Source organism: Pseudomonas sp. R11F, from assembly GCF_050312575.1.
Lineage (GTDB): Bacteria > Pseudomonadota > Gammaproteobacteria > Pseudomonadales > Pseudomonadaceae > Aquipseudomonas > Aquipseudomonas palleroniana.
This window is the reverse complement of record NZ_JBNPJU010000020.1, coordinates 159,986-172,759: the sequence shown is the minus strand read 5'-3', so window position 1 is coordinate 172,759 and position 12,774 is coordinate 159,986. Positions and strand designations below refer to the sequence as shown.

The window sequence follows — 12,774 nt, the reverse complement described above, 5'->3', positions numbered from 1 at the left end:
GCTATCTATTTTCCGCTTTTTTATTATTGATCCTTATAGGAGTGCGACACATGTCAAAAGGGCATTCGCTACAAGACCCTTACTTGAATACTTTACGTAAAGAGAAAGTGGGGGTTTCCATCTACCTGGTGAACGGTATCAAACTGCAAGGTACGATCGAATCGTTCGACCAGTTCGTGATCCTGCTGAAGAACACCGTCAGCCAGATGGTCTACAAGCACGCTATCTCGACAGTTGTTCCAGTTCGTCCAATCCGTCTGCCTAGCGCAGCAGGTGACGATGCAGCTGACGCTGAGCCAGGTAACGCCTGATAGGAGTCTCCTTTGTTCTTTGAGCGCCACGGTGGTGGTGAGCGAGTCATTCTCGTTCACTTGGATGGACAGGACCCTGAGGCGCGCGAAGATCCGCAGGAGTTTCAGGAGTTGGCAAATTCGGCCGGCGCCGAGACCGTTGCGTTTTTTAACGTGCCGCGTCATCGGCCAACCGCCAAATTCCTGATTGGCAGCGGCAAGGTCGAGGAACTGCGCGACCTGGTGCACGCCGAAGAAGCCGATCTGGTGATCTTCAATCACGTCCTCACACCCAGTCAGGAACGTAACCTCGAACGTGTCTTCGAGTGTCGCGTGATCGACCGTACCGGTCTGATTCTCGATATCTTCGCCCAGCGCGCCCGTACCCATGAAGGCAAGCTCCAGGTTGAACTGGCCCAGCTTGACCACATGAGCACCCGGCTGGTTCGCGGCTGGACTCACCTTGAGCGCCAGGGTGGTGGTATCGGTATGCGCGGCCCGGGTGAAACCCAGCTTGAAACCGACCGACGCCTGTTGCGGGTTCGCCTGCGCCAGATCAAGGGCCGCCTGGAAAAAGTGCGTAGCCAGCGCGAACAGTCACGCCGTGGCCGTTCCCGTGCGGATATTCCTACCGTTTCCCTGGTGGGCTACACCAACGCCGGTAAATCCACGCTGTTCAATAACGTGACGAAGTCCGACGTATACGCGGCCGACCAACTGTTCGCCACCCTCGACCCGACCTTGCGCCGTCTGGACCTGGATGATCTGGGGCCGATTGTCCTGGCGGATACGGTGGGCTTTATTCGTCACTTGCCCCACAAGCTGGTCGAAGCGTTTCGGTCTACGCTCGAAGAGTCGAGTAATTCGGATCTGTTGTTGCACGTGATCGATGCGGCCGAACCGGATCGCATGTTGCAGATTGAACAGGTGATGTTGGTGCTGGGCGAGATTGGTGCACAGGACTTGCCGATCCTCGAGGTCTATAACAAACTCGATTTGCTTGAAGGCGTAGAGCCACAAATTCAACGCGACGAGAACGGCAAGCCCCAGCGGGTATGGCTGTCAGCGCGTGATGGCAGTGGTTTGGAATTACTCGAACAAGCCATTGCCGAGCTGTTGGGCAGCGATTTGTTTATCGGCACCTTGCGCTTGCCGCAGCGTTTTGCTCGACTGCGTGCACAGTTTTTCGAGTTGGGCGCAGTGCAGAAAGAAGAACATGACGACGAAGGTGTCAGCTTGCTGGCCGTTCGATTGCCGCGCTCGGAACTGAATCGGCTGGTCAGCCGTGAAGGCGTCGTACCGGCGGAGTTCATCGAACAACACACTTTGCAATAAAAGCCTGAGAAAGCGGTTGTGTCGCAGTAGCAGGCATTCTGTAGCATTGGTCGGCGCGCCGTGGGCGCGTCTTTGCTTTATCAGATGGAGAGCGCTATGGCTTGGAATGAGCCGGGTGGCAACTCGAATAATCAGGATCCTTGGGGTGGTAAGCGCCGCAATAATGGCGACCGCAAGGGGCCGCCGGATCTCGACGAGGCCTTCCGAAAGCTGCAGGAAAGCCTGAATGGGTTGTTCGGTGGTGGGAAAAAAAGTGGTGGTGACGACGGCGGTCGCACAAGCAAGGGTGGCGGCTATGGCCTGCTGGGCCTGGGTCTTGTCGTGCTGGCGGCCGTATGGCTGTACAGCGCGGTCTACGTAGTCGACGAGCAGGAGCAGGCCGTCGTGCTGCGCTTCGGCAAGTACTACGAGACGGTAGGGCCGGGCCTGAATATCTACTTCCCGCCGATCGACAAGAAGTACATGGAGAACGTCACGCGTGAGCGTGCCTACACCAAGCAGGGCCAGATGCTGACCGAAGACGAGAACATCGTCGAAGTGCCGCTGACCGTGCAGTACAAGATCAGCAACCTGCAGGACTTCGTGCTGAACGTCGACCAGCCTGAGATCAGCCTGCAGCACGCAACCGAAAGCGCCCTGCGCCATGTGGTGGGGTCCACTGCGATGGACCAGGTGCTGACCGAAGGGCGTGAGTTGATGGCCAGCGAAATCAAGGAGCGCCTGCAACGGTTCCTCGATACCTATCGCACCGGTATCACCGTCACTCAGGTGAACGTGCAGAGCGCAGCGGCACCGCGTGAAGTGCAGGAAGCCTTTGACGACGTGATCCGCGCCCGTGAAGACGAGCAGCGTTCGCGCAACCAGGCTGAAACCTATGCCAACGGCGTCGTGCCGGAAGCCCGTGGTCAGGCCCAGCGTATCCTTGAGGATGCCAACGGTTACCGTGACGAAGTGGTTTCCCGCGCCAAGGGTGAGGCAGATCGCTTTACCAAGCTGGTTGCCGAGTACCGCAAGGCTCCGGAAGTCACGCGTGAGCGTTTGTACCTGGACACCATGCAGGAAGTCTTCAGCAACACCAGCAAGGTTCTCGTGACCGGCAACAAAGGTGGGCAGAACAACCTGTTGTACCTGCCGCTGGACAAGATGATCGAAGGTGGCCGTAGCGGCACCAACGCGCCGTCTACCGGTTCGACGGCTGCTGCCAACGAAGCGAGCGCCCGTTCGGCCGCTGACTTGCTGCAACAGCAAACACGTACCAGGGAGAGTCGTTGATGAGCAATAAATCGCTGACCGCCCTGATTGTGGGCGTCGTCGTGGTCATCGCTGCCTGGAACTGCTTCTACATCGTGTCTCAGACCGAGCGTGCGGTGTTGCTGCAATTCGGTCGCGTGGTGCAGGCGGACGTCCAGCCAGGCCTGCATGTGAAGGTTCCTTACGTCAACCAGGTGCGCAAGTTCGACGCCCGCCTGATGACCCTGGATGCACCGACGCAACGCTTCCTGACCCTGGAAAAGAAAGCCGTGATGGTTGACGCCTATGCCAAGTGGCGCGTCAAGGACGCCGAGCGTTTCTACACTGCGACCTCCGGCCTCAAGCAGATTGCCGACGAGCGTTTGTCGCGCCGTCTGGAATCGGGCCTGCGTGACCAGTTTGGTAAGCGCACCCTGCACGAGGTGGTGTCCGGTGAGCGTGATGCGCTGATGGCTGATATCACGCGCTCGTTGAACACGATGGCGGAAAAAGAGCTGGGCATTGAAGTGATCGATGTTCGGGTCAAGGCCATCGATCTGCCGAAGGAAGTGAACCGCAGCGTGTTCGAGCGCATGAGCACCGAGCGTGAGCGTGAAGCCCGCGAGCACCGTGCCAAGGGTAACGAGTTGGCCGAGGGTATCCGTGCGGATGCCGACCGTCAGCGCCGTGTACTGTTGGCGGAAGCCTATCGCGAGTCTGAAGAGGCCCGTGGTGATGGCGACGCTCAAGCCGCGACGATCTACGCCAAGGCCTATGGGCAGGACCAGGAGTTCTACGCGTTCTACCGTAGCCTGCGTGCCTACCGTGAAAGCTTCGCAAACAAAACCGACGTCATGGTGCTGGACCCAAGTAGCGAGTTCTTCCGCTACCTGGAAAAAGCCAAGTAATCAGCGCGTTGCTGTGTAGGACTTACTCCGTCGGGCGGCTAAAACGCCTGGCGGGGTGATCCTTTCAGAAAACGGGTGTATGATGCGGCAGCCGGGAAATTCCCGGCTTTTTTGCGTCTGCATGTTTGATTCGGCAGGCGTGACAGGTTTTTCGAGGAAAGTGCCCGACGAGGCCGCTGGCAGGCCGATCGTCACGTCGCTCTTGCGCGTGGTTTATGCAGGCGGCGGGTATTTTCTGCTTCACTCAAGGCTCGGCCGAGGGCTGGCCGCCCGGATCATAGGGGAATGGCGTAATGGCAACGGTAGACCGCTGGCTGCTGCCAGATGGCATCGAAGAAGTACTGCCACCGGAAGCTGCGCGCATTGAAGTAGCGCGTCGCCAGGTGTTGGATCTGTTCCAGAGCTGGGGTTACGAGTTTGTCGTCACCCCTCATATCGAGTACCTGGAATCCCTGCTGACCGGCGCGGGCCAGGACCTGGATTTGCGCACCTTCAAGGTCATCGACCCGCAATCAGGCCGGCAAATGGGTTTCCGTGCCGACATCACGCCGCAAGTGGCGCGTATCGATGCGCACACCCTGCGTCGCGAAGGCCCGAGCCGTCTGTGTTACGCCGGTAGCGTGCTGCATGCGCAGCCTCGTGCCTTGTCGTCTTCCCGCAGCCCGATTCAGCTGGGTGCCGAGTTGTACGGCGATGCCAGCCCAAGCAGCGACGTTGAAGTGATCAGCTTGATGCTGGCCATGCTGCAACTGGCTGATGTGCCGGATGTCCACATGGACCTGGGGCATGTCGGTATCTACCGTGGCCTGGCCCGTGCGGCCGGTTTGTCCGGTGAAGTGGAACAACAGTTGTTCGATGCCCTGCAACGCAAGGCTATCGATGAAGTCATTGCCCTGACCGCTGGCGTGCCTGCCGACCTGGCCGACATGCTGCGTGCGCTGGTGAACCTGTGCGGTGGCCGTGAAGTGCTGGTGGCTGCGCGTGAGCGCCTGGCCAATGCGCCGGCGCCCGTACTGGCTGCACTGGACGACGTGCTGGCAATTGCCGAGCAGTTGTCGGCGCGCTTCCCGCAGTTGCCGCTGTACTTCGACCTGGGTGAATTGCGCGGCTACCACTACCACACCGGTGTAGTGTTCGCCGTATTTGTCCCGGGTGTTGGCCAGGCCATCGCCCAGGGCGGTCGTTATGACGACATTGGCGCCGACTTCGGTCGAGCCCGCCCGGCGACTGGCTTTTCCACCGATTTGAAAACCCTGGTGACCCTGGGGCGTGCTGAGGTCGAGCTGCCGTCTGGTGGCATCTGGATGCCCGACAGTACGGACGCAGCACTCTGGCAGCAGGTTTGCCAGTTGCGCGGTGAGGGTCAGCGTGTCGTCCAGGCGTTGCCTGGGCAGCCATTGGCCGCCGCCCGTGAAGCGGACTGTGACCGGCAATTGATTCTGCAGAACGGGCTTTGGCAAGTATCGCCACTGGCTTCTTGAGTTTTCCTGCCGGCTATTGCCGGCACCAAGTTTGCGCGAATGAGGACAAGTGTTATGGGTAAGAATGTCGTAGTCCTGGGCACCCAGTGGGGTGATGAGGGCAAAGGCAAGATCGTTGATCTGCTGACCGAACATGCTGCCGCCGTAGTGCGCTACCAAGGTGGCCACAACGCTGGCCACACTCTGGTCATCGATGGCGAAAAAACCGTCTTGCACCTGATCCCGTCGGGCGTGCTGCGCGAAGGCGTGCAGTGCCTGATCGGCAACGGTGTGGTGGTTGCACCTGACGCCTTGCTGCGTGAGATCACCAAGCTGGAAGAGAAAGGCGTACCGGTGCGCGAGCGCCTGCGTATCAGCCCGTCCTGCCCGCTGATCCTGTCCTTCCATGTTGCGTTGGACCAGGCTCGTGAAAAGGCGCGTGGCGAGCTGAAGATCGGTACCACCGGTCGCGGTATCGGCCCGGCCTATGAAGACAAGGTCGCACGCCGTGGCCTGCGTGTGGGCGACCTGCTCAACATGCCGCGCTTTGAAGACAAGCTGCGTGAGCTGGTGGATTACCACAACTTCATGCTGGTGGGTTACTACAAAGAGCCGGCGATCGAGTTCGACAAGACCCTGGCTGAGTGCAAGGAATACGCCGAGCTGCTCAAGCCGTTGATGCTGGACGTGACTGCCGAGCTGCACGAGCTGCGTCGCGCCGGTAAAGACATCATGTTCGAAGGCGCCCAGGGTTCGCTGCTGGACATCGACCACGGTACCTATCCGTACGTGACCAGTTCCAACACCACCGCAGGTGGCGTTGCAACGGGTTCGGGCGTGGGGCCTATGTTCCTGGACTACATCCTGGGCATCACCAAGGCCTACACCACGCGTGTCGGTTCGGGTCCGTTCCCGACTGAGCTGTTCGACGAAGTCGGTGCACACCTGGCCAAGCAAGGTCACGAGTTCGGTGCGACCACCGGGCGTGCCCGTCGTTGCGGCTGGTTCGATGCCGTTATCCTGCGTCGCGCTATCGACGTGAACAGCATCTCGGGCATCTGCCTGACCAAGCTGGACGTACTCGATGGTCTGGAAACCATCAATATCTGCGTTGGCTACAAAGATGCAGACGGCAATAGCGTTGCCCCGACTGACGCCGACAGCTATGTGGGCCTGCAGCCGGTGTACGAAGAAGTGCCGGGCTGGACCGAATCGACCGTGGGTGCCAAGACCCTGGAAGAGCTGCCGGCCAATGCCCGCGCTTACATCAAGCGCGTGGAAGAGCTGATTGGCGCACCGATCGACATTATTTCGACGGGCCCTGACCGCAACGAAACCATCGTTCTGCGTCATCCGTTCGCTTAATAAGCTGTTGATGTAAAAAGCAAAGGGCTCCTTCGGGAGCCCTTTGTCGTTTGTGACGGGCGAACGGCACGGCCCTTGCTTCGCTTCTTCCTTTCGCGGCGCCATCAGATTAATGGCACCCAGGGTGGAGGGATTCTCGATGTCTGCCGTTCTCTCATTGTTACAAAGCCGTCTGTTGCGGCCGGTGTTCGTTACTCTTGGTATCGCTCTTTTGGTGCAAGTGCTGGTGGCCGTCGCTCTGACGCGGAGCACCGTCACTGCGCTTGAGGCTGATTTGGGCAATCGGCTGGGGGTCGATAGCCAGAAGCTGTCTGGCGAGTTGGCCCAGGCCGGTAAGGAAGTCACGTCCAGCCTGGACAGCTTGTCGACCAATACCCGTCAGCGCCTGACAGTGGGGCTTTCAACCCGACTGCAGGAAGAGCAGAAGCAGCTGCGTGCGACTCTGGAAAAAGACCTGAAGGACTCCGCCAATGACATGGCGCAACTGCTGGCCTCGGTGGCGCCCCGCGCCATGTGGGACAGTGACGTGCCGACCCTGTCGGAGTTCGCCCGGCGTGCTCAGCGCAATCCCAACGTACTGTTCGTGGTCTATGACGACGCGGCGGGCGAGCATTTGACCCGCTACCTCAATCGCGAAAACCCGATCAACCAGGCGCTGCTGGAAAAGGGCAAGGGTGAGCGCGCGCTGGATAAAGTGCTGGATGCGGCGAAAGATGATCCGTCGGTGTTCTATGTCGAAGCGTCCATCAGCCCCAACGGTGTGGAAATCGGCAAGGTGCGCATGGGGGTTTCCACCGCTGCAGTGGAGGCGGATCTGGCTGCGCTGGATAAGCGCTTCGCAGCCCTGATCGCCAGTGGCGACCAACTGGTGGGCGACAGTCTCAAAGGGGCGGCGGCTGATAGCGCTGCCGCCATGGGGGCCCGCTTGCAATCCGCGCAAGCCACGGCCACCCAGATGAGCGCCAACACTGCCAGCGTTGTGCAGGACGCCGCCGGCACCTTGCGCTGGCGCATCGGCATGGGCTTGGCGCTGGTTGGTTTCGGCGTGTTGCTGCTGATCGCTATCGTGCTGGGGCGTCGTGTGGTCAATCGCTTGAAGTTGCTGATTGCGGCCATGGATGACTTGGCGGCGGGCGAGGGGGATCTTACCAAACGTGTGCAAATCAATAGCCAGGACGAAATCGGCGCCATGGCCTCGGCGGTCAATCGCTTTGTCGACAAGTTGCAACCGATTGTGCGCGAGGCGGGCGATGTGGCTCAGCGAACCGGCGTGGAAATCGGGGCCATGACCCAGCGCAATGCCGGTGCTGATGCGGCGGCTGGTTTGCAGCGCGACGAAGTGGCCGAGAGCTTGCGCGCGCTGTCGCAGATGGCGGACGAGGCTCAGGCCGAAAGCCATGCGATGCAAGCGGCGTTGCAGCAGGTAGTGGATATTCGTCAGGCCACGGATGAGAACTCGCGGACTTCCGCGCAAGTCGGTAACTTGATCGAGGCCTTGGCGGGGCAAGTGCAGGCCGGTTCCCAGGTGATCGAGCGGTTGGCGCAGCAGAGTGAGCAGATCGAGGTGGTACTGACGGTGATCCACGGGATTGCCGAGCAGACCAACCTGTTGGCGCTCAACGCCGCAATCGAGGCGGCGCGGGCCGGAGAGACCGGACGCGGCTTTGCGGTCGTGGCAGATGAGGTGCGGGCATTGGCCAGTAAAACCCAAAGCTCCACCGGTGACATCCAGGCCCATATCGTGGCGTTGCAGCAGGGCGCGCGTGAGGCGGTGGAAACCATCGGCAAGGCAGGGCGCCAGGCCAGCGAGGGGCTGCTGGTGTTGCGCGACAGTGTGCGCTTGCAGCAGACCGTACAGGTGTCGGTTGAGCAGGTGCATGCGGCGATCGGTTTGGCGACGCGTGCGGCCGAGCACCAGGCCCAGGGGGCTCATGCGGTACGGGGGCGGGTCGAGGTGATCCATGCGCAGGCGGAGCGTGCCGCGCAGGCAGTGGTAGAAACCACCGCCAGCGGCAAGGTGCTGGACGGGTTGGCGGCGCAATTGAAGGCGAGCCTGGGGCAGTTCCGGGCCTAGTGGCTCAGGTGCATCCGGGGGTGTCAGCGCAGATGCTGGCACCCCGGCACTGGAGAATGAGCTGTTGGGAATATTTTCGAACGTCAGAAACGAAAAAACCCGCTTTCGCGGGTTTGATCTGAATTTGGTGCCCAGGAGAAGACTCGAACTTCCACGACCGTAAGGTCACCAGCACCTGAAGCTGGCGTGTCTACCAATTTCACCACCTGGGCATTATCAGCAGCGCTTGCGCCGTTGATGGAGCGAACTATACGGAGGGCTTTTTGATCTGTAAACCCCTGATAACAAAAATATAAATCAATATTCCCGTTAAAAATCAAAGGCCTGAAACGAAAAAACCCGCTTTCGCGGGTTTGATCTGAATTTGGTGCCCAGGAGAAGACTCGAACTTCCACGACCTTGCGATCACCAGCACCTGAAGCTGGCGTGTCTACCAATTTCACCACCTGGGCAGCATCAACAACGTTGCCGTCGTCGATGGCGCGCACTATACGGAGCGATTTTTTGGCTGTAAACCCCTGCGATGAAAAAAAACCTGGAAAATTTCGCCAATGGTCGTGCAAGGTAGCCGTCAGGGGCTGCAAAAGGCTTTTAAACGCTTGTTGAAACCTGAAATTTCCCGTTTCAATACGCGTATGCCAAACTAACCCTCATATAGACAAGGTGAAAACTCTCTAATGGCCGATTGGCAGTCCCTCGATCCCGAGGCCGCTCGTGAAGCGGAAAAATATGAAAACCCTATTCCTAGCCGCGAACTGATCCTGGCGCATCTCGCCGATCGGGGTTCGCCTGCTAGCCGCGAGCAATTGGTTGAAGAGTTCGGTCTGACCACCGAAGACCAACTCGAAGCGCTGCGCCGCCGCCTGCGTGCCATGGAGCGCGACGCACAACTGATCTACACCCGCCGTGGTACTTACGCGCCGGTGGACAAGCTCGACCTGATCCTGGGCCGTATTGCCGGCCACCGTGACGGTTTCGGCTTTCTGATCCCGGATGACGGCAGCGACGACCTGTTCATGAGCCCGGCGCAAATGCGTCTGGTATTCGATGGCGACCGTGCCCTGGCGCGCGTGTCCGGCCTGGACCGTCGCGGTCGCCGTGAAGGCGTGATCGTCGAGGTCGTATCGCGTGCACACGAGTCCATCGTCGGCCGTTATTTCGAAGAAGGCGGTATCGGCTTCGTTGTACCGGACAACCCGAAGGTTCAGCAGGAAGTGCTGATTACCCCGGGCCGCAATGGCGCCGCCAAGGTCGGTCAGTTCGTTGAGGTGAAAATCACTCATTGGCCAACGGCGCGCTTCCAGCCACAGGGCGATATCGTTGAAGTGGTCGGCAACTACATGGCGCCGGGCATGGAAATCGATGTCGCGCTGCGTACCTACGATATTCCTCACGTCTGGCCTGAGGCTGTGCTCAAGGAAGCCGGCAAGCTCAAGCCTGAAGTGGAAGAAAAGGACAAAGAGAAACGCATCGATCTGCGCCATCTGCCGTTCGTCACCATCGACGGCGAAGATGCCCGCGACTTCGACGATGCGGTCTACTGCGAAGCCAAGCCCGGCAAGCTGCGTCTGTTCTCCGGCGGCTGGAAGTTGTACGTGGCGATTGCCGACGTATCCAGCTATGTGAAGATCGGCTCGGCGCTGGACAATGAAGCCCAGGTACGCGGCAACTCGGTGTACTTCCCCGAGCGCGTGATCCCGATGCTGCCTGAGCAGCTGTCCAACGGCCTGTGCTCGCTGAATCCGAAAGTCGACCGTTTGGCCATGGTGTGCGAGATGACTATCTCGAAAACCGGCGAAATGACCGATTACCAGTTCTACGAAGCGGTGATCCATTCCCAGGCGCGCCTGACCTACAACAAGGTCAGCACCATCCTGGAAACACCGAAGACCAGCGAAGCCAAGGCCCTGCGTGCCGAATACGCTGGCGTGGTGCCGCACCTCAAGCAGCTGTATGCGCTGTACAAGGTGTTGCTGGGTGCACGTCATACCCGTGGCGCGATCGATTTTGAAACCCAGGAAACCCGGATTGTCTTCGGTTCCGAGCGCAAGATCGCCGCAATCACCCCGACCACGCGTAACGATGCGCACAAGCTGATCGAGGAATGCATGCTGGCGGCCAACGTGGCCACCGCCGAATTCCTGAAAAAGCATGAAATCCCTGCGTTGTACCGTGTGCACGATGGCCCGCCACCTGAGCGTCTGGAAAAACTGCGTGCGTTCCTTGGTGAGCTAGGCCTGTCCCTGCATAAAGGCAAGGACGGCCCGACGCCGAAGGATTACCAGGCTTTGCTGGCCAGCATCAAAGATCGTCCGGATTACCATGTGATCCAGACCGTCATGCTGCGCTCGCTGAGTCAGGCGGTGTACAGCGCCGACAACCAGGGGCACTTCGGTCTGAATTACGAGGCGTACACCCACTTCACCTCGCCGATCCGCCGTTACCCGGACCTGCTGACGCACCGGGCGATCCGCAGCGTGATCCACTCCAAGCAGAACACCCCGCACGTCAAGCGCGCCGGTGCGATGACCATTCCGAAGGCGCGCATCTATCCGTACGACGAAGCGGCCCTGGAACAGTTGGGCGAGCAGTGCTCCATGAGCGAGCGTCGTGCCGATGAAGCGACCCGCGACGTGGTGAACTGGCTCAAGTGCGAGTTCATGAAGGATCGCGTGGGCGAGTCGTTCCCTGGCGTGATCACGGCTGTGACCGGTTTTGGTTTGTTCGTCGAGCTGACCGACATCTATGTCGAGGGCCTGGTGCACGTGACTGCCTTGCCGGGTGACTACTATCACTTCGATCCTGTGCATCACCGCCTGGCGGGTGAGCGTACCGGTCGCAGTTTCCGTCTGGGCGACACCGTGGAAGTGCAGGTCATGCGCGTCGACCTCGACGAGCGCAAGATCGACTTCGGCATGTCTGACAAGCCCGCCGAATCACCGGGCAGTCGCAAAAAACGTGGGGGTGATACCCCGGCGCCAGCCTCCAAAGACAAAAGTGCTCCTGCGAAAGCCGCCGAGCCTGAGCCCGCCAAGGCCGGCCGTCGTTCTTCCAGCAAGGACAAGGTCTCCGAAGCCTACCGCCCAAGCGATGCCGCGGCTAAAAACGCTGAGGTACGCAAGAGCCGCGAGTTGAAGCAGCAGTTGCTCAACGAAGCCAAAAGCGGTGGTAAACCGGCGTCGGGCGGTAAGTCGCGTGGGCCGGAAAGCTCGTCGAGCAAGACCAGTAAACATCGTAAAGGCCCGTCCAAGACGGGTTCGGCTCCTGCAAAGAGCAGTGGGTCGCGCAAACCTAAGGCCAAGTCATGAGTCTGGAAAAAATCTACGGCGTGCACGCCGTAGAAGCACTGCTGCGTCACCATCCCAAGCGCGTCAAACAAGTGTGGCTGGCCGAAGGCCGCAGTGAGCCGCGTGTGCAAGCGCTGGTCGAGTTGGCCAACGAAAACCGCGTCGCCATCGGCCAGGCTGAGCGTCGTGAGATGGATGCGTGGGTGGAAGGTGTGCACCAGGGTGTGGTCGCGGACGTCAGTCCGAGCCAGGTCTGGGGCGAAGCGATGCTGGATGAACTGCTCGACCGCACCGAAGGTGCGCCGCTGCTGCTGGTGCTGGACGGCGTGACCGACCCGCACAACCTCGGCGCTTGCCTGCGCTCGGCAGATGCCGCCGGTGCGCTGGCGGTGATCGTGCCTAAGGACAAGTCGGCTACCTTGACGCCGGTCGTGCGTAAAGTCGCCTGTGGCGCGGCGGAAGTTATTCCGCTGGTGGCCGTGACCAACCTGGCGCGTACCCTGGAAAAACTCCAGCAGCGTGGCCTGTGGGTGGTGGGTACGGCAGGGGAGGCCGAGGTCAGTATTTATGACCAGGACCTCACCGGCCCGACCATCTTGATCATGGGCGCCGAAGGCAAGGGCATGCGCCGCCTGACCCGTGAGCATTGCGATTACCTGGTGCATTTGCCGATGGCCGGTAGCGTCAGCAGTCTTAACGTGTCGGTCGCGACGGGTGTGTGCCTGTTTGAGGCCCAGCGTCAGCGTGGCGCGAAGGCTAAAGCCAAGAAGTAATCTCGGGCCGGGCCTGGATCCAAACTGTGGGAGGGGGCTTGCTCCCGATAGC

General features: G+C 60.1%; 8 protein-coding genes, 2 tRNA genes and 2 pseudogenes. 10 read left to right on the top strand and 2 right to left on the bottom strand.

Annotated features, from left to right (window positions below; genetic code table 11):
* Positions 1–50: 50 nt before the first annotated feature.
* From hfq to ACQRBV_RS06490, 8 genes and pseudogenes are all read left to right on the top strand, one after another.
* Positions 51–311, top strand: coding sequence for an RNA chaperone Hfq (gene hfq, locus ACQRBV_RS06525; RefSeq protein ID WP_003171355.1), 261 nt, complete (start codon positions 51–53; stop codon positions 309–311).
* A gap of 12 nt (positions 312–323) precedes the next feature.
* Positions 324–1,625, top strand: coding sequence for a ribosome rescue GTPase HflX (hflX, locus tag ACQRBV_RS06520; RefSeq protein WP_090367139.1), 1,302 nt, complete (start codon positions 324–326; stop codon positions 1,623–1,625).
* 96 nt (positions 1,626–1,721) lie between these two features.
* Positions 1,722–2,897 carry an FtsH protease activity modulator HflK gene (gene hflK, locus ACQRBV_RS06515; RefSeq protein ID WP_090367136.1) on the top strand — a complete coding sequence of 392 codons (1,176 nt, stop codon included), beginning with the start codon at positions 1,722–1,724 and terminating at the stop codon, positions 2,895–2,897.
* Entirely contained in the window at positions 2,897–3,763 is an 867-nt protein-coding gene (gene hflC, locus ACQRBV_RS06510) for a protease modulator HflC (RefSeq protein ID WP_411985085.1), read from the top strand. The genes hflK and hflC overlap by 1 nt, the downstream gene beginning before the upstream one ends.
* Before the next feature lie 293 nt (positions 3,764–4,056).
* Positions 4,057–5,244: an ATP phosphoribosyltransferase regulatory subunit gene (locus tag ACQRBV_RS06505; RefSeq protein WP_060755101.1), complete on the top strand. Its 1,188-nt coding sequence runs from the start codon at positions 4,057–4,059 to the stop codon at positions 5,242–5,244.
* Between the two features lie 54 nt (positions 5,245–5,298).
* The gene (locus tag ACQRBV_RS06500) at positions 5,299–6,588 is read left to right on the top strand and encodes an adenylosuccinate synthase (protein ID WP_198760899.1); all 1,290 of its coding nucleotides are present in this window, start codon (positions 5,299–5,301) and stop codon (positions 6,586–6,588) included.
* Between the two features lie 112 nt (positions 6,589–6,700).
* Positions 6,701–7,804 (top strand): annotated as a pseudogene (locus ACQRBV_RS06495) (HAMP domain-containing protein); the annotation flags it as partial.
* 342 nt (positions 7,805–8,146) lie between these two features.
* A pseudogene (locus ACQRBV_RS06490) lies at positions 8,147–8,662 on the top strand (methyl-accepting chemotaxis protein); the annotation flags it as partial.
* Positions 8,663–8,787: 125 nt separating this feature from the next.
* Here ACQRBV_RS06490 and ACQRBV_RS06485 read toward each other — a convergent pair.
* Positions 8,788–8,874, bottom strand: a tRNA-Leu gene (locus ACQRBV_RS06485).
* Positions 8,875–9,027: 153 nt separating this feature from the next.
* Positions 9,028–9,114: transfer RNA gene (locus ACQRBV_RS06480), tRNA-Leu, on the bottom strand.
* Between the two features lie 225 nt (positions 9,115–9,339).
* Between ACQRBV_RS06480 and rnr the strand changes: the two genes are divergently transcribed.
* Together rnr and rlmB are read left to right on the top strand one after the other, a co-directional pair.
* A complete protein-coding gene (gene rnr, locus ACQRBV_RS06475; protein ID WP_411985086.1) occupies positions 9,340–11,970 on the top strand; it encodes a ribonuclease R in 2,631 nt (876 codons plus the stop codon).
* Positions 11,967–12,722, top strand: coding sequence for a 23S rRNA (guanosine(2251)-2'-O)-methyltransferase RlmB (gene rlmB / locus ACQRBV_RS06470; RefSeq protein ID WP_339532283.1), 756 nt, complete (start codon positions 11,967–11,969; stop codon positions 12,720–12,722). Before rnr ends, rlmB begins: the two co-directional genes overlap by 4 nt.
* Positions 12,723–12,774: the final 52 nt, after the last annotated feature.

What these genes read in the sequence shown, in the direction of transcription:
- rnr (WP_411985086.1), top strand. Translation starts at nt 9,340, where the DNA reads ATGGCCGATTGGCAGTCCCTCGATCCCGAGGCCGCTCGTGAAGCGGAA.
- rlmB (WP_339532283.1), top strand. Translation starts at nt 11,967, where the DNA reads ATGAGTCTGGAAAAAATCTACGGCGTGCACGCCGTAGAAGCACTGCTG.
- ACQRBV_RS06505 (WP_060755101.1), top strand. Translation starts at nt 4,057, where the DNA reads ATGGCAACGGTAGACCGCTGGCTGCTGCCAGATGGCATCGAAGAAGTA.
- ACQRBV_RS06500 (WP_198760899.1), top strand. Translation starts at nt 5,299, where the DNA reads ATGGGTAAGAATGTCGTAGTCCTGGGCACCCAGTGGGGTGATGAGGGC.
- hflC (WP_411985085.1), top strand. Translation starts at nt 2,897, where the DNA reads ATGAGCAATAAATCGCTGACCGCCCTGATTGTGGGCGTCGTCGTGGTC.
- hflK (WP_090367136.1), top strand. Translation starts at nt 1,722, where the DNA reads ATGGCTTGGAATGAGCCGGGTGGCAACTCGAATAATCAGGATCCTTGG.
- hfq (WP_003171355.1), top strand. Translation starts at nt 51, where the DNA reads ATGTCAAAAGGGCATTCGCTACAAGACCCTTACTTGAATACTTTACGT.